This is a genomic window from Alloalcanivorax sp. C16-1, from assembly GCF_046507805.1.
Classification (GTDB): domain Bacteria; phylum Pseudomonadota; class Gammaproteobacteria; order Pseudomonadales; family Alcanivoracaceae; genus Alloalcanivorax.
Window position 1 is genome coordinate 325,659 of record NZ_JBKFTK010000002.1, and the last position, 24,990, is coordinate 350,648.

26 protein-coding genes and 1 pseudogene are annotated in these 24,990 nt (G+C 64.7%); 17 read left to right on the forward strand and 10 right to left on the reverse strand.

All coding sequences use genetic code 11. From position 1 onward, the window contains the following. The first annotated feature begins 304 nt into the window (after nucleotides 1-304). Both ACLD0W_RS08715 and ACLD0W_RS08720 read left to right on the forward strand, forming a co-directional pair. A complete protein-coding gene (locus ACLD0W_RS08715; protein ID WP_410307096.1) occupies nucleotides 305-850 on the forward strand; it encodes a hypothetical protein in 546 nt (181 codons plus the stop codon). A 126-nt stretch (nucleotides 851-976) separates the two neighbouring features. After that, nucleotides 977-1,519 carry a hypothetical protein gene (locus ACLD0W_RS08720; RefSeq protein ID WP_410307097.1) on the forward strand — a complete coding sequence of 181 codons (543 nt, stop codon included), beginning with the start codon at nucleotides 977-979 and terminating at the stop codon, nucleotides 1,517-1,519. A gap of 93 nt (nucleotides 1,520-1,612) precedes the next feature. Here ACLD0W_RS08720 and ACLD0W_RS08725 read toward each other — a convergent pair whose 3' ends face one another. Continuing rightward, complete coding sequence (locus ACLD0W_RS08725) at nucleotides 1,613-5,236, reverse strand: Ig-like domain-containing protein (protein WP_410307098.1); 3,624 nt, start codon at nucleotides 5,234-5,236, stop codon at nucleotides 1,613-1,615. A gap of 600 nt (nucleotides 5,237-5,836) precedes the next feature. Between ACLD0W_RS08725 and ACLD0W_RS08730 the strand changes: the two genes are divergently transcribed. Further along, a complete protein-coding gene (locus ACLD0W_RS08730) occupies nucleotides 5,837-6,829 on the forward strand; it encodes an Rpn family recombination-promoting nuclease/putative transposase (RefSeq protein WP_410307099.1) in 993 nt (330 codons plus the stop codon). 21 nt (nucleotides 6,830-6,850) lie between these two features. Here ACLD0W_RS08730 and ACLD0W_RS08735 read toward each other — a convergent pair whose 3' ends face one another. From ACLD0W_RS08735 to ACLD0W_RS08745, 3 genes and pseudogenes are all read right to left on the reverse strand, one after another. Beyond that, nucleotides 6,851-7,150 (reverse strand): hypothetical protein, encoded by a 300-nt coding sequence (locus ACLD0W_RS08735; RefSeq protein WP_410307100.1) that lies wholly within the window; start codon nucleotides 7,148-7,150, stop codon nucleotides 6,851-6,853. Nucleotides 7,151-7,167: 17 nt separating this feature from the next. After that, nucleotides 7,168-7,506 (reverse strand): addiction module antidote protein, encoded by a 339-nt coding sequence (locus tag ACLD0W_RS08740; protein ID WP_204428484.1) that lies wholly within the window; start codon nucleotides 7,504-7,506, stop codon nucleotides 7,168-7,170. Continuing rightward, nucleotides 7,503-7,766: pseudogene (locus ACLD0W_RS08745) on the reverse strand (type II toxin-antitoxin system RelE/ParE family toxin); the annotation flags it as partial. The pseudogene ACLD0W_RS08745 and the gene ACLD0W_RS08740, both read right to left, overlap by 4 nt. 308 nt (nucleotides 7,767-8,074) lie before the next feature. Between ACLD0W_RS08745 and ACLD0W_RS08750 the strand changes: the two are divergent. The 10 genes from ACLD0W_RS08750 (at nucleotide 8,075) to ACLD0W_RS08795 (ending at nucleotide 17,280) form a co-directional block, all read left to right on the forward strand. Beyond that, the gene (locus ACLD0W_RS08750) at nucleotides 8,075-8,893 is read left to right on the forward strand and encodes a GNAT family N-acetyltransferase (protein ID WP_410307101.1); all 819 of its coding nucleotides are present in this window, start codon (nucleotides 8,075-8,077) and stop codon (nucleotides 8,891-8,893) included. After that, nucleotides 8,890-9,657, forward strand: coding sequence for a lysophospholipid acyltransferase family protein (locus ACLD0W_RS08755; protein ID WP_410307102.1), 768 nt, complete (start codon nucleotides 8,890-8,892; stop codon nucleotides 9,655-9,657). Before ACLD0W_RS08750 ends, ACLD0W_RS08755 begins: the two co-directional genes overlap by 4 nt. Before the next feature lie 65 nt (nucleotides 9,658-9,722). After that, on the forward strand, nucleotides 9,723-10,289 hold the full coding sequence (gene yeiP, locus ACLD0W_RS08760; protein WP_204428478.1) for an elongation factor P-like protein YeiP: 567 nt from the start codon (nucleotides 9,723-9,725) through the stop codon (nucleotides 10,287-10,289). 55 nt (nucleotides 10,290-10,344) lie between these two features. Continuing rightward, entirely contained in the window at nucleotides 10,345-11,340 is a 996-nt protein-coding gene (locus tag ACLD0W_RS08765; protein ID WP_410307103.1) for an aminopeptidase, read from the forward strand. An 18-nt stretch (nucleotides 11,341-11,358) separates the two neighbouring features. Then, nucleotides 11,359-12,198, forward strand: a complete 840-nt coding sequence (locus ACLD0W_RS08770; protein WP_410307104.1) for a rhomboid family intramembrane serine protease — start codon at nucleotides 11,359-11,361, stop codon at nucleotides 12,196-12,198. A 47-nt stretch (nucleotides 12,199-12,245) separates the two neighbouring features. After that, nucleotides 12,246-13,088 (forward strand): TRAP transporter TatT component family protein, encoded by an 843-nt coding sequence (locus tag ACLD0W_RS08775; protein WP_410307105.1) that lies wholly within the window; start codon nucleotides 12,246-12,248, stop codon nucleotides 13,086-13,088. A gap of 26 nt (nucleotides 13,089-13,114) precedes the next feature. Then, nucleotides 13,115-14,104: a TRAP transporter substrate-binding protein DctP gene (gene dctP, locus ACLD0W_RS08780; protein WP_410307106.1), complete on the forward strand. Its 990-nt coding sequence runs from the start codon at nucleotides 13,115-13,117 to the stop codon at nucleotides 14,102-14,104. Beyond that, entirely contained in the window at nucleotides 14,104-14,598 is a 495-nt protein-coding gene (locus ACLD0W_RS08785) for a TRAP transporter small permease (protein ID WP_410307107.1), read from the forward strand. The genes dctP and ACLD0W_RS08785 overlap by 1 nt, the downstream gene beginning before the upstream one ends. Then, a complete protein-coding gene (locus ACLD0W_RS08790; RefSeq protein ID WP_410307108.1) occupies nucleotides 14,595-15,902 on the forward strand; it encodes a TRAP transporter large permease in 1,308 nt (435 codons plus the stop codon). Before ACLD0W_RS08785 ends, ACLD0W_RS08790 begins: the two co-directional genes overlap by 4 nt. Nucleotides 15,903-16,023: 121 nt before the next feature. After that, a complete protein-coding gene (locus ACLD0W_RS08795) occupies nucleotides 16,024-17,280 on the forward strand; it encodes a branched-chain amino acid ABC transporter substrate-binding protein (RefSeq protein ID WP_410307109.1) in 1,257 nt (418 codons plus the stop codon). Nucleotides 17,281-17,323: 43 nt separating this feature from the next. Here ACLD0W_RS08795 and ACLD0W_RS08800 read toward each other — a convergent pair whose 3' ends face one another. The 4 genes from ACLD0W_RS08800 to ACLD0W_RS08815 all read right to left on the reverse strand — a co-directional run bounded on the left by ACLD0W_RS08800 (nucleotide 17,324) and on the right by ACLD0W_RS08815 (nucleotide 20,736). Further along, complete coding sequence (locus ACLD0W_RS08800; RefSeq protein ID WP_410307110.1) at nucleotides 17,324-18,103, reverse strand: NYN domain-containing protein; 780 nt, start codon at nucleotides 18,101-18,103, stop codon at nucleotides 17,324-17,326. Nucleotides 18,104-18,141: 38 nt separating this feature from the next. Continuing rightward, nucleotides 18,142-19,029: a fatty acid desaturase family protein gene (locus ACLD0W_RS08805; RefSeq protein WP_410307111.1), complete on the reverse strand. Its 888-nt coding sequence runs from the start codon at nucleotides 19,027-19,029 to the stop codon at nucleotides 18,142-18,144. A gap of 103 nt (nucleotides 19,030-19,132) precedes the next feature. Beyond that, nucleotides 19,133-20,125 carry an AraC family transcriptional regulator ligand-binding domain-containing protein gene (locus ACLD0W_RS08810; RefSeq protein ID WP_410307112.1) on the reverse strand — a complete coding sequence of 331 codons (993 nt, stop codon included), beginning with the start codon at nucleotides 20,123-20,125 and terminating at the stop codon, nucleotides 19,133-19,135. Continuing rightward, the gene (locus ACLD0W_RS08815) at nucleotides 20,122-20,736 is read right to left on the reverse strand and encodes a TetR/AcrR family transcriptional regulator (RefSeq protein WP_410307113.1); all 615 of its coding nucleotides are present in this window, start codon (nucleotides 20,734-20,736) and stop codon (nucleotides 20,122-20,124) included. The genes ACLD0W_RS08810 and ACLD0W_RS08815 overlap by 4 nt, the downstream gene beginning before the upstream one ends. Nucleotides 20,737-20,831: 95 nt before the next feature. Between ACLD0W_RS08815 and ACLD0W_RS08820 the strand changes: the two genes are divergently transcribed. Further along, complete coding sequence (locus tag ACLD0W_RS08820) at nucleotides 20,832-22,043, forward strand: oxygenase MpaB family protein (protein WP_410307114.1); 1,212 nt, start codon at nucleotides 20,832-20,834, stop codon at nucleotides 22,041-22,043. A 99-nt stretch (nucleotides 22,044-22,142) separates the two neighbouring features. Continuing rightward, entirely contained in the window at nucleotides 22,143-22,742 is a 600-nt protein-coding gene (gene wrbA / locus ACLD0W_RS08825) for an NAD(P)H:quinone oxidoreductase (RefSeq protein ID WP_410307115.1), read from the forward strand. Nucleotides 22,743-22,845: 103 nt separating this feature from the next. On the opposite strand, the gene ACLD0W_RS08830 is transcribed toward wrbA, so the two are convergent. Next, a complete protein-coding gene (locus tag ACLD0W_RS08830; RefSeq protein ID WP_410307116.1) occupies nucleotides 22,846-22,989 on the reverse strand; it encodes a hypothetical protein in 144 nt (47 codons plus the stop codon). Nucleotides 22,990-23,340: 351 nt separating this feature from the next. Here ACLD0W_RS08830 and ACLD0W_RS08835 point away from each other — a divergent pair, with 351 nt between their 5' ends. Both ACLD0W_RS08835 and ACLD0W_RS08840 read left to right on the forward strand, forming a co-directional pair. Continuing rightward, a complete protein-coding gene (locus ACLD0W_RS08835; protein ID WP_410307117.1) occupies nucleotides 23,341-23,643 on the forward strand; it encodes a type II toxin-antitoxin system RelE/ParE family toxin in 303 nt (100 codons plus the stop codon). Beyond that, nucleotides 23,636-23,926 carry an addiction module antidote protein gene (locus tag ACLD0W_RS08840; RefSeq protein ID WP_410307118.1) on the forward strand — a complete coding sequence of 97 codons (291 nt, stop codon included), beginning with the start codon at nucleotides 23,636-23,638 and terminating at the stop codon, nucleotides 23,924-23,926. The genes ACLD0W_RS08835 and ACLD0W_RS08840 overlap by 8 nt, the downstream gene beginning before the upstream one ends. On the opposite strand, the gene ACLD0W_RS08845 is transcribed toward ACLD0W_RS08840, so the two are convergent. Continuing rightward, nucleotides 23,923-24,957: a YeiH family protein gene (locus tag ACLD0W_RS08845; RefSeq protein ID WP_410307119.1), complete on the reverse strand. Its 1,035-nt coding sequence runs from the start codon at nucleotides 24,955-24,957 to the stop codon at nucleotides 23,923-23,925. The two genes, ACLD0W_RS08840 and ACLD0W_RS08845, sit on opposite strands and share 4 nt — an antisense overlap. Nucleotides 24,958-24,990 lie beyond the last annotated feature (33 nt).

A 24,990-nucleotide genomic window follows, 5' to 3' on the forward strand; every position in this document is an offset into this window, starting at 1 on the left:
CCTTGTCCGTCCCCTTTTAAGAAAATCCCCAATCTGGCACCCGCGTTCCCGAAAAATAACTCTGAGTACTTTTTATAAGTGATTGAAAGTGCGCATTAACATTGTAACTGGAAAAATAAACCCCGGTGGGCGGGGTGTAATCCATTGTGTGGGCTTGCGTGATCTTTGTAATTTGGAGGTGCCGAAGGGATCGACTCCGACCGAGAAGGGAAGTTCCCATTTTCTCTTTCGGATCGGAGCGGCTCGGGAGGCTTGCCAAATTGTCCAGAAGGACAACAACAAAATAGGTTAAAGGAGAATGACCATGAAAACGCAAATCCTGAAATCAAGCATGCTGGCTCTGGCCGGCGCCGTGGCGATCGCTGCCGCTGGGAGTGCAAGTGCTATGTCGCCGCCGTACGCGATGTGTAATTACAAGGGCGAAAGCACGCTAACGTTTGGCGGTAGCCAGTCCACCTGCTGGCTGACCCTGGCCACCAAGGTGAACTGTGCCGGCGACGTTGAGATTGTCGCTGCCGGCCCGGTCGCCGGCGATGCAACCTGTCCGTTCTTGTTCGTGGGGAATTTTCCCTGGACGGGTAACGCGGCTGCGATTATCGCCGGCGGCGCTACCATCAACACTGATGCCAATGGCCTTGGTATTACGTCGGTGAACGATGCGGCCGGGTCACCGCTGGCGGGCGGGCTTCTGAATGGCGTTGGCGGCTCCACCTCAACCGCCGTGGCCTGTGATACCGGCTCTACCGTCAACGTTCCGGACCAGGTTCCCGTGAGTGGCACCTTTTCCTACACTGGCGCCGCCTTCAATGCGGCTGGCCTGGATAACAAAGGCTGTACGCTGGTGCCCTGAACGATGGGCGATGAAGCGTGATTTTTATTACTTCTGAATACCTTGCCCTCACAATGTGAGGGCTTTTTCTTTATAGGGTAGAAATCACGATTTGGCTGATTGCTATAAATTGAAGGAGAGGTTGTGATGAAAATAATAAAATTCCTAAATTATGCTATTTTCCCATTCTTGGGGGTGATTGGTTTTGTCGGTGTTGTAAATGCCATGCCCGCGCCGTATGCAATGTGCGCTTATCAGGGGGAGGTTACGTGGTCATTCGGTGGGTCGAGTTTTTCGTGCAATGCGTTATTAAGTGCAAAAGTCAACTGTTCGGGCGACATGGAGATTGTTGCGGCAGGCTTTGTGGTTGGCAATGCGCCTTGTCCCTTTTTGTTTTTCGGGAATTTCCCTTGGGCGTCTAATGTTGCAGCGATTATCGCCGGGGGGGCGACTATTAATACTGACGCGAACGGCTATGGCATCACCTCCGTTAACGATGCTGCAGGTTCTCCATTTGCCGGTGGCCTGCTGAATGGGGTGGGGGGATCCACATCTTCAGCGGTCGCCTGTGATACGGGATCAACGGTCAATGTGCCGGATTCGATTCCGATTAGCGGAATTTTTTCCTATACCGGCGCAACTCTTGGCGCAACAGGCCTGGCTAACCTCGGTTGCACACCGGTCTTTTGAAATAGGCTGATTTCAAGGTGATCTTGAATCAGTGTTGCTAACGATAAAGCCCTCGGTTTTCGAGGGCTTTATCATTTGGGGGCCGCTGTCTGATTACTTGATGGGTTCAGAAACGTATCGAATGTGGGTGCCGCCTGCCGGCACCACCAGATCCACGGAAAGGACCGGAGCATTTACCCGCTGTTCAATCACCACATCGCTGGTGCTCCACTGTTCGGCGAGCATACGCCCGTCGTCCATGAAAGAAATGGGGCCTGTCAGCGCCATTTCCACCGGGTAGCTGTAGAGGTTGTGATGGGCGGTGCCGACTACGTTTTTGATTTCAGTAAGATCGGTGACCAGATAGGGCGCGTCCAGATAGAGAGGAACGGAAGCGCTAAGCTCGGGGCCGTTCGGACCTGCGCCGATAAATGCTTCGATAGGCCCGCCGTCCACATAGCGCATACGCATCAACTGGTACCCGGTTTCAGCTACGTTTTCCCCACGAGCACCCTTAAGCGGGCCCTTAAGGAAAGCACGGAACGAGGTGGTGACAATCTGGCCGGGATGAATCAGCACTTTCAGATCATCACCGACGGTTTCGTCCGTCACTTCGGCGAAAAGCGCCCCATTCAGGTAGGTGAATTTTTCGCGCGGACATTCAGCCGGTATTCCCCGGTAACAGGTACGGCGCTGTTCGAAGCCGGGGAAAAACTCCTGTTCCCCCGCGACGTCACAACCGGTCTGATCCGGGTATGGTTCATAGTCGTCAAAGCCACAGCCGACCAGCAACCCCGATGACGCGCCGGGATCAGCGATCTGCACACCCGGTCCGGCTGCACCGTTGATAGAGAAACCTCTTTCGGCGACTTCCTCAAGGCTTTTGTCTCCCATGTCCCGGCTCAGAATTTTGGCGCTGTTCGGTGGCGGCTTAACACCGTTCGGGTCCATGGGCACACCGTTCCGGTCGACCAGATCCGCCGTCGACGGGTCGGGTTGCCAGTTGATGTGGCCGGTTTCGTTCACGGTGTATTCGGGGAAGCGAATAAAATTCCAGGATATTCCGCCGATGACTTGTTGACTGCCGTTTGTTTTGTTCGTGTAAACGGGGGCGGGGCCTCTCACATAAGGTGAGCTGTCATTAAAAAGGTTTGCATTGGCATCAATCGAATCCGCCAGACGAAGCAATTGAAGCACCGTATCGCTTGACGCATCACCGCGGAAATACTGCACCAGATCCGGGCCGCCGCCGGTTAGCGAGGGGGATTCTTCTTCCCAATAGTAGGGCCGGTAAGGAAAGCCAAAAGGTTGATTGGGGCTATCACCTTTATCATGGATCGACACTTGCGATAAAAGCTGCGTTTGTAACGGCAGGCCCTCCTCGGAACACATCGCCGTGGCCACATCACACAGTGGGCCCGTGGGGTTGGCGGCTTGTGCTTCCGTGGGCATGTTGATGTCGCCGTTTGAGGCGAGTTCATAGCGGTAAAGCGTGTCTTCCTGCCACGGATTGGAGGGCATGAAACGCAGCGTATCGCCACTCAGCGTGAGAGAGCCCTCCACCTCGGCGGCGATCTGGTCCTGGTCATCGATTTGGTAAACGTGAAAGGTGCGGCCGAGCTCAACGCTGGCGGGGTCCATATCCTTGCTGAAGACGACGACGATAGGGCGGTTGGCCGGCATTTGGGCGACAGGCAGAAGATCGTCGCTTTCCGGTACCTGATCGACCTGATCAGCGGGCAGGTTCGTCAGGTTGTCCGGATCCACGGATTCCGGCTGGATGCCACCTTCACAGCGGCCCTGGATTCCATTCGCCAGGTTTTGTTCATCGGTACTTAGGGCGCAAGGGAAGCCCGGGTAGACGGCCAGCAGAAACGGTGATTTCTTCGGTACTGCCTGGTCCGCCTCGGCGACCCGCCAGGGCATGGCCGTGGTAAAGCCCTTGGCGTAGGAATCCCGGCGGTCCGCAAACGTTTTTAACGAAAACGTCTCATCAAAACTCTCCACCCAAGGCTCCCCACTCAAATCCGTGATGCCCGGATCGATGGACACCTGGTACTCCAGGCTGGGCCCGGTTTCGGTGGGGTGCTCCAGCGGTTGCGCCGGGCGGATGACGATGGCGCCGCCGTCCACGGTGACGGTGGTGTCCATTTCGGTCTGGGTGCCGCCTTCATTCTTATAGAGGTGTACCTTGCCGGTCACCGTGTCCCGCTCCAGCGGCTCGCTGAAGTTGAGGATGATCGGGTCGGTGGGTTTGATCATGGCCGTTTTGTCCAGGCCGGTGGCGCCGTCCTCGCCGAAGGTCCAGCTTTGCAGGGTGGGCGCGGCGTCGTCGACGCTGCCCGGGGGCGCGTTGGTCTGGTCCGGGTAGGATTGCAGCTGGAAGCTCAGCAGGCCGTGGGCGAATTCCTGGCCCAGCACGTCCGGTTCCACCATGGAGACCGCGTCCAGGTTGAGCACGCCGGCGTCGGTGTCCACCTCGGCCATGCCCACCAGTTCGATGTGCAGCAGGTCTTGGGTGAAGCCGCCGTTGGCTTCCGGGTTTTCGGTGGCGATGGCCACGTCCATGAACAGCCGGATCTGGCGCAGGGCGTCGTCCCGGGTGCTGTAGGGGTTGCTGGTGAGGTAGCCGGTGGCGTCGCTCAGGAAGTGCATCTTCACTTTGCCGGAGCTGATGCCCGCGGGCACCGCGCCGCCGATCATCACATCGATGTTGGAGCCGGTGAGCAGGGTGTTGCGCGGCACGCGGATCGGGGTGACGAACGGGTAGACCACGGAGCTGGCCAGTTCCGCCGCCACGTTGCCCTCGGATTGGGTGGCGCTGTCGTTGCCCAGCAGGGTGGAGTTCACCGGTACCTGGTTGATCGGTTTGCCGGTCAGGCGCGAGGTGCCGTCGCCGGTGCCGGCGTCGCCGGGCACGGTGACTTTCTGCACCAGGATCGCCGGTTCCCCGTCCGGTGAGGAGTCCTTGGGCGTGAAGCGGATGTTTTCGCCGTCCAGCGGCAGGCCGTAGGTGCTGGCCAGGCCGTCTTCCAGGTAGAGGCGGTATTCCTCGCCGGGGGTCAGGTAGTCGGGCACCGGGTCCACGGTCATATAAGGACCGTCCACCAGCAGGCGCGCTTCCACCAGGTCGCCCTCACTGTCCACGATGCGCACGTTGCCGGTTTCGCCGTAGGTGGCGGTGGCCGGGTCGATGGGCTGCGAGAACTGATAGCGGAAGGTGGAGAAATCCATCACCGGTTCCTGGGTGCCGCCGTCCGGGTAACGGCGGTTCAGGGCGAACTGTTCGCTGGTGATGGTTTCGCTGCGCGGGCCGCGTTGGGCGGCGCGCGTGGTGAAGGTGAGGTTGTCCACGCCGTTATCGAGCTGCAGGGTCTGCAGATCCACCCGGTATTCGGTGTGGGCGGCCAGGTCCTGGCCGGGCTGCAGCAGCAGGGTGCGGCCGTCGGTGCCCACCGGGGTGGCGGTGAAAGCCACGGTGTCGCCGGTGTCCACCCGGGTCAGGGTGACGTCGTTTTCCACGGCGCTGGCGTCGACCCGGTCGGTGAAGCGCAGCACCACGGGCGCCGGCGTGGCGATTTCGGTCTGGCCGTCGGCCGGGTAGGCGAACGTCAGTTCGCGCGTCGCGGGCTCACCGCCGCGGCCCGCCGGTGAATCACCGCCACCGCCGCCGCAGGCGGCCAGCAGCGACGCGGACAGCAGCAGCACGCTGGATTTTTTGAGAAAAACGGCTCTCATGGGTGTCAATCTCCAATTATTTTTATGGCTCGGTTTTTGTGCTGATAACGGTTCTGTTCGACCTTTTTTTCTAGTAATCAGGAGGGGCCATCGGGAGCGTGGCATCGGAGAGCCTGCGGCCAGCCGAAAGCCGAATTAATCGCAAAAAGAGGAAAACGACGTTTTCGCAAGGGTTCGATGGGCTAACCGCTTGTTTTTCCGAGCGCGGGCGAGCACTAGTGAAAAGGGGACAGAGACCATTGGGCCAAAATATTGGCAGTGTCCGAAAATGACCGACCGGTTTTTCCGCAGATAGTAAACAGCAGGGCGGCTTCCTTTTACCGTTATTTTCTGTCCCCTTTTTATTTTAGGAAAGGGGACGGAAAATATTCGGTCAGAAGTAAAAAGGGGACAGATAACAGCGGCCCGGAATTGCGAAAAGTCGCTTCAAACGCCGGCGGAATGCATTTTTATTAAAATCTTGCTTACGGCGCCGTTCCGCGAAGTCTTACGGGCTTTTCAGCCTTTTCCCACAGATTCCGTCCGTTCGGTAGGACGGTGGTCTCGGCGCCCGCCACGCACACTGGGTCCACCTTGTCAGGCGGTTCAGGAGCGTTGCTTATGGATGAGCACGACACCAGTTACAAGCTATTGTTTGCCCACGACCGAATGGTGCGGGACCTGCTGATCGGATTCCTGCCGGCGGAGTGGGTGGCTTCGCTCAACCTGGAGTCTTTGCAAAAGTTGAACGGCAGCTATGTCACGGAGGACTTGCGCGGCCGGCATGGTGACGCGGTCTGGCGCGTGCGGTGGGGGGATGATTGGTTGTATGTGTATCTGCTGCTGGAGTTTCAGTCGTCGGTGGATCGTTTCATGGCGCTGCGCATCCTGGTGTACACGGGGTTACTGCATCAGGATCTGATCCGCCAGGGTGAACTCGGCGCCGGACGCCGATTGCCGCCGGTACTGCCCATCGTTTTATACAACGGAGAGCGGCGCTGGCGCGCGCCCACCCGTCTGCGGCCCTTGATCCACGTGCCGCCGGCGGGTCTGGAGTCATTCCAGCCCGATCAGTCCTTTCTGCTGATTGATGAGGGCGCTTACCAATCGGATCCGCCGGCGCCATTGGATAATCTGGTTGCCGCTCTGTTCCGGCTTGAGCATCACCGCTCGTCGGGCGAAGTGGCGACCGTGCTTGAGCGTTTGGTAAAGTGGCTGTCGGACCCGGAACAGGCGCCCTTGCGCCGTGATTATCTGATCTGGTTGCGGCGCCGGCTGCCACGCTGGTTTCCCGGCGAAGTCTTCCCCGAGTTTCGGGATCTGCAAGAGGTGTACGAAATGATCGACAACCGCTTCGCGGAATGGAAGGAGCAGCAGCGCCGGGAGGGCGTGTTGCAGGGTGTGGCGCAAGGGCGTGAGCAAGGCCTGGAGCAGGGCATGGAGCAAGGGCGCGCCGTGGAAGCCCGGCGCCTGCTCGGGCGCCTGTTGGCGAGACGCTTCGGGCCGGTGTCCGACGATCTCCAGGCCCGGTTGGACGCGGCGGATACCGGTCAGCTGGAGCTGTGGGTCGAGCGATTGCTGGACGTCGACACCCTGGACGACGTCTTCCGATAAACGGGCGGGTGGCGTACCCGGTCAGGGACCGCGCCACCAGCGTCGCCACCAGGCCCGTCCGTTCCGTTCTTTTTTCTTCTTGCGCAGGCCCACGTGGGCGCCGTCGCAGTGCGGCGGTCGGCTGGTGGCGCCGCAGCCGCAGAACAGCACGATCTCTTCCTTGCCGGCGGTGTAGGTCAGCCGGTCCTCCGCCGGACAGCGACCGTCGGTGCAGAATGGCGCCGCGTCGCTGTGCCCGCAGCGGCACCAGTGACGGGTCTCGCCGGGCCGCATCTTCACCGGCTGCGGATAACGCGGCGCCGCCGGCTGTTCATCGCGCATAATGAGTCTTCCTTGCGTTAACCCGCGTCCACGCGAGAGGTGGCCTCGACCACCGAAAGCCGCATTCCCACGGCGTGTAGCACCGCGAGCAAGGTTTTTAGTGTGGGATTGCCCGTCGGCGACAGAGCCCTGTATAGCGCCTCGCGAGCGATACCGGATTCGCGAGCAATCTGTGCCATTCCGCCATAGGCTTCGGCGATATCGCGCAGGGCGAGCAAGCCGGCACCCCGATGGCTGGGATCGTCCAGTTCTTCCAACGCCGCCTGAAGATACTCCAGCGCGAAGGCGCGACTGGCTCGCAGTTCCGCGATGGTCGCGTCCGTGTGGGAGACGGACGCCGCGACAGAAGGGTTCATAGGTTTCTCCTTTGCCAATCTTCCCAGTAAACGCGCGCCCGCCGGATGTCGCTGCGCTGGCTGCTCTTGTCGCCGGCGCAAAGCAGGATCACCAGATTCGTGCCGTGCTGACCGAAATAAAGACGGTAGCCAGGACCGGTCGGGTCGCGCAGTTCATGGAGACCGCCGCCGAGGGCGCGGGTGTCGCCAAACAAGCCGGCTGCCAGACGGCGCAGGCGAATTTCCAGCCTGGCTCGACCACGAGGATCCCGAAGACGCTTGAACCAGGCGGTGACGGGACGCGGCCCGCGGCGGTCCGGTAACGATACAGTTCGATCATACCTGCTTGCCTTTGTAACTTAAAGGTTACTGGCCGGCACTTGCCATATTGGGCGAGGCCGTGGAGCACAGGATGAGCCGGGGCACGGTCGGGCTGTATCGGAGGAGTCGGATTCGATCTGTAGGAAAATGGCCAGGGCGATTGTAAGCCCGACCTGCACGATGGCTTGTCGCCGGATGGTCACGGGGTTGTCACGGGACCGCAATGGAGGGCTTCCAGACTGGCGGAAAAATCAGCCTGGAGCTCGTTATGCTTGCGCACGCCGCTGGAAGGATCAAAGCTCTGCGCCCGCCGTTTCTGGTCCGGTCCCGGGAGCGGGACCTGGAAGGCGGGAGCCGGTTCAGCGCCTATTTCACCCGCTCACGGCGGGAGATTCTCAAGGCGCAACGGTTGCGCTACCGGATTTTCTCCGAGGAGTACGGGGCCAGCTTCCATGCTCCGTTCGGCCTCGACCGGGACCGCTTCGACCGGCATTGCCTGCATCTGGTGGTGCGCGATAACCAGAGCGGCGAGCTGGTGGGCTACACCCGGGTGCTGCCGGGCGAGCGATTGACGCGCACCGGTGGCTTCTATTCCGCCGGCGAGTTCCATATGCCGCTGGTGGAGCGTCTGGATGGCCGGGTGGCCGAGATCGGCCGCACCTGCATTCACCCGGAACATCGCGGCGGCGCGGTGATCACGGTACTCTGGGCCCGTCTGGCCCGGTATATGCTTGAAAATGAAGTGCGCTATTTGATCGGCTGCGCCAGCGTGGCCCTGGGCGAGGGCTACAACGTGGCGGCCATCGACCGGCGCATTCGCGAGGCGCACCTGGCGCCGGCGGCGCTGCGAGTAACGCCGCGCTGCCGGCTGGAGCCGGTGCCCGGCGACGCGCTGGCCGAGCGGGGCGTGAAGATGCCGCCGCTGCTCAAGGCCTACCTGCGCATGGGCGCCCGGGTGTGCGGCGAGCCGTGCTGGGATCCGGACTTCAACTGTCTGGACTATTTTATTCTGATGGAGGTGGACCGCCTGCCGGCGCGCTACGTGCAGCATTTTCTGCAGCCCGCCGAGGCGGTGGCAATGGTATGACCGAACCGGATCTGTCCGCGCCCGCCGGGGCGCTGGCCGGGCCACGGGTGCTGGCACGGCGCCTGTGGCGGGCGCTGCGCGTGGTGGTGCATCTGCTGGCCGGGGTGGCCGAGGCGCTGTGGCGGCGGGCCGCCCGCGACCCGCACCGGGCCGAGATTCTGCATGCCAAGCAGCGCTGGTGCCTGCGGCTGTTGAGCATTCTCGGCGTGGAGCTGCGCGTGCACGGGGCGCTGCGCGGCGGCCCGGTGTTCCTGGTGGCCAACCATGTGTCGTGGCTGGACATTCCGGTGATCGCGGCGGCCCGACCCTGCCATTTTCTGTCCAAGGCGGAGGTGGCGGGGTGGCCGGTGATCGGCTGGCTGGCGCGCTCCGTGGGCACCCTGTTCATCCATCGGGGCGGTGGCGAGTCGCGGCAGAAAGCCGAGGAAATCCGCGCCCATCTGGCGCGGGGCCGCAGTATTCTGGTGTTTCCGGAGGGCACCACCACCGACGGCACCGGCGTGCGCCGTTTTTTTCCGCCGCTGTTCGTGGCCGCCGAGCACGCCACCGTGCAGACCGTGGCGGTGCGCTATCGGGACGAGGCGGGCCGGGTGGATACCGGGCTGGCGTTCATCGGTGACGACGAATTCCATCACAACCTGTGGCGGCTGATGGGCCGGGAGCGGGTGGTGGTCGACCTCACTTTCGGCACCCCGGTGCCCGCCGCCGCCGCCCGGGAGCGGGCCCGCGCCGCCCGCGAGCAGATCGCCGCCGCCCTCGCCTGAAGCGGTACACCGGCCGCCCGCTCCTACGGTAATATGGCCACCCTTTCCCCGCATGAGGATGGTCCGTGACCCGTGCCAGCGAATTGAAGAAATCCGATGTGATCGAACACAACGGCGGCCTGTTCGTGATCCGCCAGATCGACGTGCAGTCGCCCTCCGCGCGGGGCGCCGCCACCCTGTACCGGGTGCGCGCCCAGCAGGTGGGCGGCGGTTCCAAGTTCGAGGAGCGCTACAAGGGCGACGAGGACGTGACCACGGTGTCGTTGCAGCGCCGGCCGGTGCATTTTTCCTATGTGGACGGCGACGACTACGTGTTCATGGACGATGAGGACTTCTCCCAGTATCCGCTCAAGGGCGAGGACATCGCCGACGAACTGCCGTTCATCACCGAGCAGGGCGACGGCGTGGTGGCGCTGCGGGTGGGCGAGGCGGTGATCGGCCTGGAGCTGCCTGCCTCGGTGGTGCTGACCATCACCGAAACCGCCCCGGCCATGAAGGCCGCCTCCGCCAGCGCCCGCACCAAGCCCGCCACCCTGGAAACCGGCCTGGTGGTGCAGGTGCCGGAGTACCTGCAGGAAGGCGAGAAGGTAAAGATCAACACCGCGGAACGGAAATTCATGTCCCGTGCCTGATCAGCTCCAAGCTTCAAGCCACGGGCTGCAACCGCGCCGTGGGCCCGGAACGGGCTTGAAGCTTGCGGCTTGTAGCCTGTGGCTGCTTTTGTCCGGCTGCCAGGTGGGCTATTACGGCCAGGCCATCAAGGGCCATTTCAGCCTGATGCACCAGCGCCAGCCGGTGGCCCGGGTGGTGGCCGATCCGGCCACGCCGGCGCCGGTGCGCCGGCAGCTGCTGCTGGCCGGCGATGTGCTGGACTTCGCGGATCGGGAACTGGCGCTGCCGGCGGAGGACGTCTACCGCACCTATGTGCCGCTGGAGCGCGATGCGGTGGTCTGGAACGTGCAGGCGGCGCCCCGTTTCTCGCTGACGCCGAAGACCTGGTGCTATCCGCTGCTGGGGTGCCTGAGTTACCGCGGCTATTTCCGGGAGGCGGCGGCCCGCGCCGAGGCCCGCAAGCTGGCCGAGGCGGGCTGGGACACGGACGTGGGCGGCGCCATCGCCTATTCCACCCTGGGCTGGTTCGAGGACCCGCTGACCACGCCCATGATCGACCGCTCCGGGCCGTCGCTGGTGGAGCTGGTGCTGCACGAACTGGTGCACCGGCGGCTGTACATTCGCGACGACACCCGCTTCAACGAATCCCTGGCCACCATGGTGGCCCGGGAAGGCACCCTGCGTTACCTGGCCCACCACGACCTGAACGTGGATCTGGCCTGGTGGCGCCAGCGGGATCGGGCCCGGGACGCCTTCCTGGAGCTGGTGGGTGAGGCCCGCGACGAGCTGGCCGGCCTGTACGCCAGCGACCTGGACCCGGCGGCCATGGCGGCGGCGAAGGCGGCGCGCATCGAGGCGCTGCGGTGGGATTTCCGCGCCCGCGCGGAGCAGGTGCCCGGCCTGGACGCCTACGCCGGCTTTTTCCAGGGCGATCTGAACAATGCCCGGCTCAACGGGGTCCATGATTATTACGGTCTGGTGGGGACCTTCCAGAAAATACTGCTAAGCTGCGGCGGGCAATGGCCCTGTTTCTGGGAGCGGGTGGAGACCCTGGCCCGCGATCGGGGATGAGGCGCGACGAGGACACGCATGCTTGAACTGGTACGTATCAACAACGCCGCCGTGGCGAAACGTCTGGCCGATGTGCTGGCCCGGCGCGGCATCCACACCCGCCTGGAAGAGGGGCAGGGCGAGTACACGCTGTTTTTGACCGACCCGGCGCGCCTCGAGGAGGCCCGTGAGCTGGCGCGGGACTTTCTGGCCGACCCGGCCGGCCGCCGCTGGCAGGACGACGCCTGGCGGGCCAGTGAGCCGGTCACCGGCCTGCCCCGCGAGAAGGTGTTTACCGGTGGCGGCTGGTTCGCCAGCCTGGGGCCGGTGACGCGCACCGGGCTGATCGCCTGCGCGCTGATCTTCCTGTCCCCCTATGTCATCGGTCCGGTGCTCTATGAGGCGCTGATGTTCCCGAACCAGCCGCAGACATTGATGAGCCAGCCGTGGCGGCTGCTTACCCCGATGCTGTTGCACTTCTCCGCGCTGCACATCATTTTCAACCTGCTGTGGTGGTGCGACCTGGGGCGCCTGATCGAGCGTTTCCAGTCCAGTTTCCAATTGCTGTGGCTCACCCTGGTGGTGGCCGCGGTGTCCAATTTCGCCCAGTACCTGGACACCGGCCCGCGTTTCGGCGGGCTGTCCGGCGTGGTCTACGGGCTGCTCGGCTATCTATGGCTGTATGGCAAGGTCAATCCGGCGGCGGGGTATCAGTTGCGCCGGGAGATTGTGCTATTGATGCTGGTCTGGCTGGTGATCTGCTATGTGGGATTGTCCGGCATCGTCGCCAACACCGCCCACCTCACCGGCCTGTTGAGCGGCGCGGCGATCGGCGCGCTGGTCGGTTTGTACCGGCGCATGCGCTACTATCGCGGCTAAAAAAAGGCGCGGCCGAAAAAAACGCGGCTGAACGGATGGAGAGACGTTTGAAGCAACGAACAAGGGCCCTGGTGGTCATGGCCGGCCTGATGCTGATTCTGCAGGGCTGCGGCCTGGCCCGGGTCGGTGACAGCCTGGGGCAGGGCGTGCGTCAGAACGGCGACCTGGACACCGTGGAGGCCGGCCTGCCCAGCTACCTGCTGATGATCGACGGCCTGATCGTCAACTGGCCGGAACGGCAATCCCTGCTGCGCACCGGCGCCGATCTGTACGGTGCCTATGCCGGTCTGTTCGTGGACGACGAGGCCCGCGCCGCGCGCCTCAATGCCCGGGCGCTGGACTACGCCCTGCGTGCCGCCTGCGTGCATCGGGACGATTACTGCCGGGCCCGCGAGATGGACGTGCCCGCCTTCGAAAGCCTGCTGGCGGAAGCCGATAACGGCGATGTGCCGGTGCTGTTCACCCTGGGCAGCGCCTGGGCCGGTTACATCCAGACTCATTCCGACGACTGGAACGCGGTGGCCGAGCTGTCCCGGGTGCGGCTGCTGATGGAGCGGGTGGTGGCGCTCGACGAGGGCTACCAGTATGGCCAGGCCTACATGTACCTGGGCGTGCTCAACAGTCTGCTGCCGGCCAGCCTGGGGGGCCAGCCGGATGCCGCCCGCGACGCCTTCCAGCGCGCCATCACGTTGTCCAACGGTGACAACCTGCTGGCCCGGGTGCTCTACGCCCAGCACTACGCGCGGCTGGTGTTCGACCGTGATCTGCACGACGAGCAGCTGCGGCGGGTGCTGGACGCCGACGTGGACGTGCCCGACCTCACCTTGCAGAATGCCTACGCCAAGCGCGAGGCGCGCCGATTGCTGGACAGCGCCGACGAGTATTTTTAGTGCTTCCCGAGCACCAGGAGAAAACCATGCTGAGAACCGCCGTGGCCATGCTGGCCCTGATGCCGATGCTGGCCCTCGCCACCACCTTGAAGATCTCCACCCTGTATCCGGACGGCACCGCCGTGGTCAAGGCGCTCAAACAGGCCGGCGACACCATCGAGCAGGACACCGACGGGCGGGTATCGCTGAAGATCTATCCCGGCGGCGTGATGGGCGACGACCAGGCGGTGCAGCGCAAGATCCGCGTCGGCCAGTTGCACGGGCAGATGGCCCAGGGCGGCGCGTTCGCCCGCTATTATCGGGACAGCCAGATTCTCAATGTGCCGCTCACCTTCAATAACTACGCGGAAGTGGACGCCGCCCGCGAGAAGTTGGACCCGCTGATCAAGCAGGGTCTCGAAGACAACGGCTGGGTCAGTTTCGGGCTGGTGGACGGCGGTTTCGCCTACATCATGTCCGGCCAGCCGGTGCGCAGCCTGGACGATCTGCGTGCCCGCAAGCTGTGGCTGCCCTCCGGCGACAGCGCCTCCGCCAACGCCGCCGCCACCCTGAATTTGTCGCCCATCGTGCTGAACATCGGCGGCGTGCTCACCTCGCTGCAGACCGGTGCCATCGACGCCTTCGCGGCGCCGCCGGTGGCGGCCCTGACGCTGCAGTGGTATTCCCGGGTCAAGTACATCACCGATCTGCCGTTGCTCTACACCTATGGGCTGCTGGCCATCGAGAAGCGGCACTTCGACCGGCTTTCCGAGGCCGACCAGAAGGTGGTGCGCCGGGTGCTGGAAGGCGCCTTCGACAAGATCGACGCGCAAAGCCGCGAGCAGAACAAGGACGCCTTCCAGGCGATCCAGAACCAGGGCCTGGAGCTGGTCAGCCCCAGCGATGAACAGCGCGCCGAGTGGAAGCGCTACGCCGACAAGGCCACCCGGCAATTGGTGGAGGACGGCCAGCTCAGTCAGGGCATGCTTGATCGCCTGCACGCTCTTCTTGAGGCCTACCGGAACAGCGGTTCCTGATGCGCCGTCTGCTGGGCTGGATCCACCGCTTCGAGGACGGCCTGATCGTTCTTGTCGTGCTGATGATGGTGGGGCTGGCGGTGGCGCAGATCGTGCTGCGTAACCTGGCCGGCACCAGCCTGGTGTGGGCGGACCCGTTGCTGCGCAACGCGGTGCTGTGGATCGGCCTGCTCGGCGCCATGATCGCGTCACGCAAGGACGAGCACATCCGCATCGACCTGGCCGCCAATTTTCTGCCCGAGCGCCTGCTGCCCTGGATCACCGGCCTGGTGGACCTGTTCACCGCCGGGATCTGTCTGCTCACCGCCTGGTACGGCCTGGGCTTCGTCATCGAGGAGCGCCAGTTCGGCGGCGTCGCCTTCGCGGGTATTCCCAGCTGGCTGCTGCAGTCGGTGATTCCGCTGGGCTTCGGCGTGATCGCTCTGCGTTATCTGATTCTGTTCGGTCTGGGACTGGTGGGCCGGCGGCCGCGCATGCGGGAGCCCACGCCATGATCCTGATCGGCGCCTTGTTGCTGGTGTTGCTGGCGCTGCTGGGCGCGCCGCTGTTCGCGGTGCTGCTGGGCGCCGCCGCCCTGGGTTTCTACGCCCTGGGTTCGCCGCTGGCGGTGCTGCACATCGACATCTATCAGCTGGCGGACTCGGTGGTGCTGATGGCGCTGCCGCTGTTCACCTTCGCCGGCTTTCTGCTCAGCGAATCGCGCACCGCCGACCGGCTGATGCGGCTCAGCCAGGCCGCCTTTGGTTGGATGCCCGGTGGCATGGCGTTCGTGGCGCTGGTGGCCTGTGCTTTCTTCACCGCCCTCACCGGCGGCTCCGGCGTCACCATCGTGGCACTCGGGGCGCTGCTGTTGCCGGCGCTGGTGAAAGCCGGTTACCCGCAGCGTTTCAGCCTGGGGCTGGTGACCTCGTCCGGCAGCCTGGGGCTGCTGCTGGTGCCGTCGGTGCCGCTGCTGATCTACGGCATCATCGCCCAGCAACTGTCCCAGCAGCTGGCCATGCCGCCGGTGGAGATCGTTGATCTGTATCTGGCCGGGGTGGGGCCGGCCGTGCTGATGGTGGTGCTGCTGTATCTGTATTGCCTGTGGGCCACCCGTGCCGGCGATGCCAACGCCGCCACCGCGGTGCCGCGCCAGCCGTTCAGCGGCGCGGAACTGCGCGCCGCCCTGTGGGATGCCCGCTGGGAGCTGCCGCTGCCGCTGGTGGTGCTGGGCGGGGTATTCTCCGGCGTTCTGGTGGTCAGCGAGGCGGCGGCGGTCACCGCGCTCTACGTATTGATCGTGGAAGTGTGGCTGTACCGGGAAATCCCGCTGCGCCGGCTGCCCGGCATCACCCGCGAGGCGATGGTCATGGTGGGCGGCATTCTGCTGATCCTGGCGGTGGCCCAGGCGTTCGCCGATTACCTGGTGTACGCCGAGGTGCCCGAGCGGTTGTTCCAGTTCATCCAGGCGCACGTGCACAGCAAAATCGCCTTTCTGATTTTGCTTAATATTCTGCTGCTGGTGCTGGGCGCGCTGCTGGATATCTTCGCCGCCCTGGTGATCATGGTGCCGCTGATCCTGCCGGTGGCGCTGCGCTACGGCATCGACCCGGTGCACCTGGGCATCATCTTCGTGGCCAACATGCAGATCGGCTACATCACCCCGCCGGTGGGCATGAACCTGTTCATCGCCAGCTACCGGTTCCGCAAATCCATCACCGAACTGTTCGCCGCCACCATTCCCTTCATGCTGGTGCTGATCGTGGCGTTGCTGGCGATCACCTATATTCCCGCCCTGAGTCTCTGGCTGGTTCGTTAGGCAGGGCGGCTCCGGCCGCCTTCGCCTTGCCCTGCGCCATCGCTGGACAGCGTGTTTCTCCTGTGCACATACTGCCGGGTATGTGGTTTCAACGATTACTATAACAACTCGGGAGAAAACCATGGAAAGAAGCCTGTGGAAAACCACGCTTAGCGCTATTGTCTGTTCGTTATTATCCGTCGGCCTGGCCCAGGCGGCTCCCGCCGACAAGGACCCGGTCACCATCGCCATTATCGATCCCCTGACCGGCCCCATGGCCGGGGTCGGGCTGCCGCTGGTGGCGCACATGAAGTTCGAGGCGGAGCGTCTCAATGCCGAAGGCGGCATGGACGGCCACCCGTTCCGCATCGTCGGGCTGGACAATAAGGTCAGCCCCCAGGAAAGCCTGGTGCAGCTGCAGAAGGCGGCGGACGACGGCATCCGCTACATCGTGCAGGGCAACGGCTCGTCGGTGGGCTCGGCGCTGATCTCCGCCATCGACAAGCACAACCGCCGTAATCCCGGCGAGGAAATGCTGTATCTCAACCACGGCGCGGTGGACCCGGTGCTCACCAATGAGCGCTGTTCGTTCTGGCAGTTCCGCTTCGATGCCGGGTCCGATATGAAGATGAACGCCCTGACCAACTGGATTCAGAATCAGAAGGACATCAAGAAGGTGTATCTGATCAACCAGGATTACAGCTTCGGCCACTCCGTCTCGCAAATGGCGCGGGACATGCTGAAGGAAAAACGTCCGGACATCGAAATCGTGGGCAATGACTTTCACCCCCTGGCCAAGGTCAAGGACTTCACCCCCTACGCCACCAAGATCAAGGCGTCCGGCGCCGATGCCATTATCAGCGGCAACTGGGGGCAGGACATGGTGCTGCTCGCCAAGACCCTGGCGGACTTCGGCGTGGACGCGCCGTTCCTGACCTATTACGCCGGCAGCCCCGGCACCGTGACCCAGGTCGGCGAACGCGGCGTGGACCACATCTATCAGATTTATGCCTATTACGGCGACACCGAGGATCCGGAAATCGGCCAGCGCCAGAAAGACATGTACGCGCAGACCGACTGGGATTATTTCCTGTTCTATCCGCGTCTGACCACGATGATGGAAATGCTTAAGAAAGCCGCCGACCAGGTGGGCAGCGTGGACCCGGTGAAGATCGCGTTCGCCATGGAGGGGCTGTCCGTGGACATGGACACCGGCACCTACACCATGCGCAAGGAAGACCATCAGGTGCAGCAGCCCATGGTGCTGTCGGTGATGAAGGACGACATGCCCTATGGCGCCGAGGGCACCGACTACAACTTCGCCAAGGTGGCGCTGATTCCCGCCGAGGAAGTGGCCATGCCCACCACCTGTAAGATGCGCCGTCCGCAGCAGGACTGACGGCCGGTCGCGGCGCGGGATGCCGGCGCCCCGGCGTCCCGTGCTAGCCGGCCTTGCCGCCGCCCTTGCGCACGTTTCTTACCCGCAGGGCGTTGTTGCCACCGCCCACCGGCGCCACCTCGAACTGTTTCGGGTAGGCGCGCAGCAGATCGCTGAGCTTCTTGAAACCATAGAGGCGGGTGTCGAAGGCCGGGTTGCGCTTGTTGATGTTCTGTCCGAGCGCTCCCAGGTGCACCCAGTCTTCCTCGTCGGCGATGTCGTCGATCACCCGGGTGATCAGTTTCAGTGGCGGTTTTTCCTGATTGCCGGCGGCGGCGGCCTGTTCCTTGCCCGCGGGCTTGCCGTCGGTACCGGCGGCCCCGGTGCCGTCGTGGTCGGCGCGCAGAATTTCCGTGTAGATGAACTTGTCGCAGGCGGCCACCAGGGGCTTCGGCGTTTTACGCTCGCCGAAGCCGTAGACGATCTGTCCGCCTTCCCGCAGCCGTGCCGCCAGCCGGGTGAAGTCACTGTCGCTGCTGACCAGGCAGAAGCCATCCAGCGCCCGGGTATACAGCAGATCCATGGCGTCGATGATCAGCGAGCTGTCGGTGGCGTTCTTGCCGGTGGTGTAGGCGAACTGCTGCACCGGCTGGATCGAGTAATCCAGCAGCACCTGCTTCCAGCCGCCCAGATTGGGCTTGGTCCAGTCGCCGTAGATGCGTTTCACGGTGGCGGTGCCGTACTTGGCGATTTCCTCGAACAGCCCCTCGACAATCGCCGGCGCCGCGTTGTCGGCGTCGATCAACACCGCCAGCTGCTGCGGGGTGTCGGTTTGGTTGGCCATGGTCGGTCCCTTGCAATGGAATCCCACCACTGTACCAGTCATCCCCGCGGTCGGGTACGCGGGCCCAGGTCGAAGGGCCCGACGATCATGTCGCCGGAGTGCGTCCGGTGAAAGGCCTCGCGGGCTTTCCAGGCCTTGCCGTAACGGTAGAACGGAATGGTCGGGTAAAGGTGATGCATCAGATGGTAGTTCTGGTACATCAGCAACGGCGTCAGCCAGGCTTCCCGGCCCATGCGCATCAGGGCGGTGTGGTGGGGGTTCTGGTCCTGACGGCCGGTGTGCGGATAGTGGGGCAGCACCATGAACACCAGGCACATAAGAAAGAACGCCAGATAGGTGGGTATCAGCCACAGCGTGAGCATGTAGAACGGGGCCCACACCCAGAGGGCGGCGATGATGGCGCCGGCCACCAGCATTTCCCGCACCACCTCGGACACCTTCAGGCCCGGCAGCCGGCCCGGGTCGCGCAGAAAATAGACCACGTAGAAGTACGGCCACAGGCCCCACAAGGGCCAGGTCCACAGGCTGCGGGCCATCCAGTGGTCCGGGTCGTTCTCCTCGTTGGCGAAGCGGTGGTGGCGCATGTGCAGCAGCCGGAACAGCCGGCCCCGGCCGAACGGCACCGCCACGAAGGTGGCCGCCGCCAGTAGCCAGTCGTTCATTTTCGGGCTGCGCGCGGCGCTGCGGTGAATCGCCTCGTGGGCCGGGGTGAACAGGGCATAGCCGGCCACGCCGTTGACCACCATGCCCACCCATAGGGGCCACAGGTGGTTCATGGTCAGTACCCAGCTGGCGGCGATGGTGCCCACGCTGCCGATCAGGATCGCCACCGTGGGCCAGGCCAGGGTGGGAGACAGTCGCAGCCGCGCCAGCTCTTGTTTTTCCCGGTTCTCTTTTTCCTGATTCTGATGGGCGTCGCTATGCATCACGGGTCTCCGCCTCGTTGCGTGGACACAGTGTTTACCAGAACCGGGGCGACGGGCAGACGCGGGAATTGCCAACAGGGGGATAAAAAGTGACAGCGGCGGTTCAGGGGCGGCGAAAGTCGCCGGGGCGGGTGCCGTACCAGCGGCGGAACGCACGCCGGAAGCTGGCCACGTCGGTGTAGCCCAGCTCCCGGGCCACCGCCGCCACCGTGTAATGGGGCAGGGCCAGCAGTTCGGCGGCCCGTTGCGCCCGGGTGCGGTCGCGCAGAGCCTGGAAGGCGGTGCCCTCGGCCTTGAGCCGGCGGATCAAGGTGCGCGGGCTGACGTGCAGGGCCTGGGCCACCGCCGCCAGGTCCGGTTCCGGCTCGTCGCGCAGCCGCGCCAGTACCTGGTCACTGAGCGAGCCGTGCCGGCGCAGCGCTTCCTGGCGGGCCTCGCACTGGCGCACCGCCATCCACAGCAGCTCCCGGTCGTGGCTGGGTACCGGCTCGTCGCCGTAATGGGCGGGCAGCGTCAACGCTACCCGGGGGGCATCGAACACCACCTGGATGCCGGCGAAGGCCTCCCGGTAGAGGTCCGCGTGGGCCGGTGCCGGATAGTTGAAATGCACCGCGCCGTCGTCGATGGGGCGGCCACGCAGCACCACATGGCAGGCAAAGGCGGAGGCCAGCGCCGACTCGGTGAGAAAACGCACCGCCTGGTCCTGGGGCCAGGCGAAATCCAACCCCAGGGTGATGGTCTCTTCGTCTTCTTCCAGATGGGTGCTGAACACCCGTGTGCGGGTGTTATTGAAGCGGGCGAACAGCACCATGGCATCGCGCAGGGTGGCGCTGACCATGGCCGCCATGCCCATGGCGCCGTGCATGGCGGGCAGCGCCCGCAGGCCGGTGCGCAGGCCCAGGCCCGGGCGCGGCGACAGATCCAGAGCATTGGCGATCAGGCGGCGGGCGCCGGGCCAGTCGATGAAACCCTCGCCCTTTTCCAGGGTGGCCGCGTCGATGCCGGTGCCTTGCAACAGGGCGGCCTGGTCGGCGGCGTCCGCGTCCAGGGTCTGGGCGATCATGCGGCAATAGGTGATGGCCAGATCCGGGCTCATGGCGTCGGCACCTCCGGGGCCGGCGGTTGCGCCAGATAGCCGGCCACCATCCGGGTCAGTTCCCGGGCCAGCGCCTGCTCGCCGATCACATCGCCCTGGCTGACGTGACGCACCATGGTGAACAGCACGCTGTTGGTGACGATGAACACACGCACCTCCAGGTTCTCGATGGGATAATCCCGGTAGTGGCGCAGAAAATACAGCCGCGACAGCTCCATGAAGTGCTGCTGCAGCAGGTCCACCACCCGGTTGGTGGGCAGCCGGTGCCAGTTGCGCACCAGCTCCAGGTAGAGCCCGTCCCGGGAGCGCAGCACCGAGAAACCAAACACGATCGAGCGGTGCACCATCTCGCCCAGGTCGCTGACCGCCATCAGCGGCAGCCGCCGCAGGCCGCCGGCGATGTCCTCGGCGAGGCGGTCCAGCAGGGCCGCGATCAGGGCGTCCTTGTCACCGAAATACTGGTACAGCGACCCCACGCTGACGCCGGCCTGTTCGGCGATGCGCGCGGTGGTGGTGTCGTCCAGGCCGTGGCGCTGAATGCACAGGCCGGTGGCCTCCACCAGCGCCTTGACCATTTCCCGGGAACGCTTCTGTTGCGGTTGTTTGCGCATGGGCCCTCGAAACGCGAATTGAATGCGAATGGATATTCGCATTAACGTTCGCCCATGGGCAAGCGCCCCCGACACGCCCGCTTCAGGAGAGCACCATGAATGCACCGGCTCCCGCCGCCCCCAGCCGGGCCAGGCCGTTTGAGAAGACCGCCACCCCCACGCCGGCCTGGCTGCGCCGTTTGCTGGGCCGCGAGCTGGCGCCCAGCCGCGATGAATATCAGGCGGCCCTGGACGATCTTTGGGCCGGCGATCCGGCCATGGATGCCCTGATCGACTGGATGTACCAGTACGGCCCCGCCCGGGCCCGGCCGCTGTTCGAGACGGCGGTGCGCCAAGGGGCGGACGCGGTGCCGGACTGCCCGGCGCCGCTGAAGGCGTTCATGGACCAGCTGGCGGCGCCGGCCTGGCTGGATCCGGCACTGGTGGACGAGGGCGCCCGCTTTATTCAGGCCACCGGCCGGACGGCGCCCTATGTGCTGCGTGACCTGGCGCTGATGGGCGGCTACCTGCTGTCCGGTTTCAATCAGTCCCTGGTGCTCACCGGCGCGCTCAGCCAGGGCACCTCCCGACGCGTGGCGGAAACCGGAAAATGGTGGATCGATTGCACCGAGGAGGGCGGTTTGCTGCCCGGCGGCGAGGGCTACCGGGGCACCCTCCATGTGCGCATGGTGCATGGTCTGGTGCGTCGTAACCTGGATCGCCGGGCGGAATGGGACCATGCCCGCTGGGGCCTGCCGCTCAACCAGGTGGACATGGCCGCCACCTATCTCGGTTTTTGCGTGGTGATGCTGGGCGGGCTGCGCAAGATGGGCATTCCGGTCACCGCCCGGGAATCCCGGGCGGTGATGCACCTGTGGAAATACGCCGGCTGGCTGATGGGCGTGGATGAGCGCTGGCTGGTGGACCGGGAGCGCGACGGCATGGTGTTGCTGCACCACGCCATGATGACCCAGAGCCGCCCGGACCACACCAGCCAGGAACTGGGCCGGGCCCTGTCCCTGGAGCCCCTGTCCCAGCATTTCCGTCACTTCGCGACGTTGCGCCGGCGCTGGGCCTATCGGCGCCATCTGAGCGTGACCCGCTATTTTCTGGACCGGGAAAAGATGCGTCAGCTGGGCCTGCCGGACGGCGTGCAACCCTGGTTTCCGCTGGTTTCCCTGGCGCCGCGCCTGGTCGGCCATGTGACATTGCGGTTCGTCCCGGGCCTGCGCCGCTGGCAGCAGCGCCGTGGCCGGCGGCTGCAGAACGCGGCCCTGGGCCACCTGTTCGGCGACCAGGAACGGGGGCTGGTACGGCCCGATCTATAAAAGAATTCGATCAATCCGTTCGGCTCACCATTCTGCCTTCACGCCGTCGTTATCGTTACAGTTTCAGACTCTGCATCGACGCTGGAGAGGAACAACGCAATGAAACGGATTCTGGTGCTGTATTACTCCATGTACGGACATATCGAGTCACTGGCGGACGCCGTGGCCGAGGGCGCCCGCGCCGTGGATGGCGTGGAAGTGACCATCAAGCGCGTGCCGGAAACCATGCCCGAGGACGCCTTCAAGGCGGCCGGCGGCAAGACCGATCAGAAAGCCCCGGAGGCCAGCCCCGGTGAGCTCAAGGATTACGACGCGGTGATCGTTGGCACGCCCACCCGCTTCGGCAATATGAGCGGCCAGATGCGCACCTTCTGGGACCAGACAGGCGGCCTGTGGGCCAACGGTGCCCTGGCCGGCAAGGTGGCGAGCGTGTTCACCTCCACCGGCACCGGCGGTGGCAAGGAAACCACCATTATCTCCACCTGGCTGACCCTGGCACACCACGGTTTCGTGCTGGTGCCCCTGGGCTACGCCGACCCGGACCAGGCGCAGATGGACATCAGTGAAGCCCACGGCGCTTCCCCGTACGGCGCCGGCACCCTGGCGGGGCCCGATGGCAGCCGCCAACCCAGCGACAAGGAATTGGCCTTGGCCCGTTACCAGGGCGAGCAGGTGGCCAAACTGACCGTGAAACTCTGAGATTTGCGCTCAATGTAACAACTGTCGCTGATGTAAGAACCGAACACGCTGATTCTTACCCCTTATACCGCCCGCCCCCCGGGCGGTTTTTTTTGCCTGCCGGTCAGCGCTCCGGCCTTGTCGGGTCGCGGGTCTCCCGCAGCTGCTGGAGACGCTGCTCGAGAGCCCGCAGTTGCGCGTCCTGCTGTTCCATCAGGGCGTCGTTGGCGGACTGCCGTTGGCGCAGCGCCTCCGCCCGTTCCCGCAAGGCCCGCTGTTCGCGGCGTACCGCCTCGACCGGTGGATCGACTTGAGCGGCGGAGGGCGTCGCCCCGGCGGCCGACGGAGGGGCGCCGTTTTGTGCCGCGCCGGTCGCCCCGGTGCACAGCCACAGAACGCACACCCACGCCGGCAAGCCGCTCCTCGATAAACCCATCTCGCCGCTCCTCGCCACTCAAAACCGCAGTCTAACGCCGGATACGACAAACCGCCTAGCCGATGGCTGACAGCCGCGCTGGTCGATGTCCGATACCGGCGGCCGCCGGAGCCGGTCAGGCTGATAGGGCGGTGCTTACCGCTTGTGTGGTTTATAAACTTCATGTAGTTTAGGGACGACAGCATGAGAGTAATGCAATCCCGGCACTTCCATCGCTGGCTCGCGCGTCTGCGTGATCCGGTGGCCAAGGGCCGGTTGGTATCGGCGATCCACCGGCTGAGCGAAGGCCTGACGGTGGACACCAAAAGGGTGGGGACGGAACTTCGTGAGCTTCGTCTGCACCATGGGCCCGGGTACCGGGTTTACTTTTACCGGAGTGATAACACTCTGATTCTGTTGCTTTGCGCTGGCCACAAAGGGTCGCAGCAACGGGATATTGCCCGCGCGGAGCGCATTCTGCGCGACTGGAGGTGCGAAGATGACTGAGCGTTTTTTGCCGTTCGATCCCGCTGAGCAACTGGCGGATCCGGTGGCCGCCGCCGCCTTTATCAACGACGCGCTGGCCACCGACGATGCCGGCTATATTGCACGGGCCATGGGCGTGGTGGCGCGGGCCCGGGGCATGACCGGGCTGGCCCGGGATACCGGTCTCTCCCGGGAGCAGCTCTATCGCTCATTGAGCGAGCGCGGCAACCCCACCCTGAAGACGGTGCTGGCGGTGCTCAAGGAGCTGGGCGTCGAGATCAACCTGGTTGAACGGCGCCGCTAACTTACCCAGCCGGCGGTCAGCGCCGTGCCCGCCACCGCCAGGATCGCCGCCCACAGCAGCGCACCCAGGGCCAATGGCCGCCAGCCGGCCTCACGCAGCAGGCTCAGGTGGGTGCCCAGACCCAGGCCGGCCATGGCCAGGGTCAGCAGGCCATCGTCCACGCTGGCCAGGGCAGGGCGCAGGGCGCCGGGGATCAGGTCCAGGCCGTTGACGGCCATCGCCAGCACGAACCAGAGCGCGAAGGGCGGCACAGGCAGTCCGGGGCAGGCCGCGCCGGCGCCTTCCCGGGTGTCGCCGCGCACCGCCAGGGCCAGCAGCATCAGCGCCGGCGCCAGCATCATCACCCGCGCCATCTTGACCAGCAGGGCGGTGTCCACCAGGGCCGGCGACATGGCCTGGGCGGCCACCAGCACCTGGGCCACCTCCTGGACGGTGGCGCCGGTGAGCAGCGCGAAGTCCGCCGGATCGCCGAACAACGCCGGCCAATGGCGGAACAGCACCGGCAGCAGCAGCATGTTGAGGGTGCCGAACACCACCACCGCGGCCACCGCCATGGCACCGTCCCGGTCGCGGCCACGCAGCACCGGTTCGGCGGCCAGCACCGCCGCCGCCCCACAGATGCCGTTGCCGGCGCCGATCAATAGGGCGGCGTTGCGCGGCATGCGGAACAGCCGTGGCCCCAACCAGCCGGCCAGCAGCAGGCTGACCAGGATCTGAAGGGCGTCCAGCACCAGCACCGCCGGCCCCAATTGGGCCACCGCGTCCAGTGGGATGCGCAGGCCGTACAGTACGATGGCGGTTTTCAGCACCGGCCCCTTGAACAGGGTCAGGGCGGGTTGGGCGCGTTGACGCCAGGGCGCCGGCAGGGGCTGGGCCACCACCAGGCCGACCAGCAACGCCAGGGCCAGGGCGCCCAGTCCCCAACGCCCGGCCAGGGGCGTGTGGGCCAGGGCCAGGCCGCCGGCACCACAGGCCAATACCAGGGCGACGAACGGCCAATCGGAACGGCGGGGCAGGACGAGGGCGGTCATGGGGGCCTCCAGAGTGGGGTGGAGACGCCACTG

Bases quoted from the DNA above. Each gene is read 5' to 3' on its own strand.
- ACLD0W_RS08715 (WP_410307096.1), top strand. From the start codon at position 305: ATGAAAACGCAAATCCTGAAATCAAGCATGCTGGCTCTGGCCGGCGCC.
- ACLD0W_RS08720 (WP_410307097.1), top strand. From the start codon at position 977: ATGAAAATAATAAAATTCCTAAATTATGCTATTTTCCCATTCTTGGGG.
- ACLD0W_RS08725 (WP_410307098.1), bottom strand. From the start codon at position 5,236: ATGAGAGCCGTTTTTCTCAAAAAATCCAGCGTGCTGCTGCTGTCCGCG.
- ACLD0W_RS08730 (WP_410307099.1), top strand. From the start codon at position 5,837: ATGGATGAGCACGACACCAGTTACAAGCTATTGTTTGCCCACGACCGA.
- ACLD0W_RS08735 (WP_410307100.1), bottom strand. From the start codon at position 7,150: ATGCGCGATGAACAGCCGGCGGCGCCGCGTTATCCGCAGCCGGTGAAG.
- ACLD0W_RS08740 (WP_204428484.1), bottom strand. From the start codon at position 7,506: ATGAACCCTTCTGTCGCGGCGTCCGTCTCCCACACGGACGCGACCATC.
- ACLD0W_RS08750 (WP_410307101.1), top strand. From the start codon at position 8,075: ATGCTTGCGCACGCCGCTGGAAGGATCAAAGCTCTGCGCCCGCCGTTT.
- ACLD0W_RS08755 (WP_410307102.1), top strand. From the start codon at position 8,890: ATGACCGAACCGGATCTGTCCGCGCCCGCCGGGGCGCTGGCCGGGCCA.
- ACLD0W_RS08770 (WP_410307104.1), top strand. From the start codon at position 11,359: ATGCTTGAACTGGTACGTATCAACAACGCCGCCGTGGCGAAACGTCTG.
- dctP (WP_410307106.1), top strand. From the start codon at position 13,115: ATGCTGAGAACCGCCGTGGCCATGCTGGCCCTGATGCCGATGCTGGCC.
- ACLD0W_RS08785 (WP_410307107.1), top strand. From the start codon at position 14,104: ATGCGCCGTCTGCTGGGCTGGATCCACCGCTTCGAGGACGGCCTGATC.
- ACLD0W_RS08790 (WP_410307108.1), top strand. From the start codon at position 14,595: ATGATCCTGATCGGCGCCTTGTTGCTGGTGTTGCTGGCGCTGCTGGGC.
- ACLD0W_RS08795 (WP_410307109.1), top strand. From the start codon at position 16,024: ATGGAAAGAAGCCTGTGGAAAACCACGCTTAGCGCTATTGTCTGTTCG.
- ACLD0W_RS08800 (WP_410307110.1), bottom strand. From the start codon at position 18,103: ATGGCCAACCAAACCGACACCCCGCAGCAGCTGGCGGTGTTGATCGAC.
- ACLD0W_RS08805 (WP_410307111.1), bottom strand. From the start codon at position 19,029: ATGCATAGCGACGCCCATCAGAATCAGGAAAAAGAGAACCGGGAAAAA.
- ACLD0W_RS08810 (WP_410307112.1), bottom strand. From the start codon at position 20,125: ATGAGCCCGGATCTGGCCATCACCTATTGCCGCATGATCGCCCAGACC.
- ACLD0W_RS08815 (WP_410307113.1), bottom strand. From the start codon at position 20,736: ATGCGCAAACAACCGCAACAGAAGCGTTCCCGGGAAATGGTCAAGGCG.
- ACLD0W_RS08820 (WP_410307114.1), top strand. From the start codon at position 20,832: ATGAATGCACCGGCTCCCGCCGCCCCCAGCCGGGCCAGGCCGTTTGAG.
- wrbA (WP_410307115.1), top strand. From the start codon at position 22,143: ATGAAACGGATTCTGGTGCTGTATTACTCCATGTACGGACATATCGAG.
- ACLD0W_RS08835 (WP_410307117.1), top strand. From the start codon at position 23,341: ATGAGAGTAATGCAATCCCGGCACTTCCATCGCTGGCTCGCGCGTCTG.
- ACLD0W_RS08840 (WP_410307118.1), top strand. From the start codon at position 23,636: ATGACTGAGCGTTTTTTGCCGTTCGATCCCGCTGAGCAACTGGCGGAT.
- ACLD0W_RS08845 (WP_410307119.1), bottom strand. From the start codon at position 24,957: ATGACCGCCCTCGTCCTGCCCCGCCGTTCCGATTGGCCGTTCGTCGCC.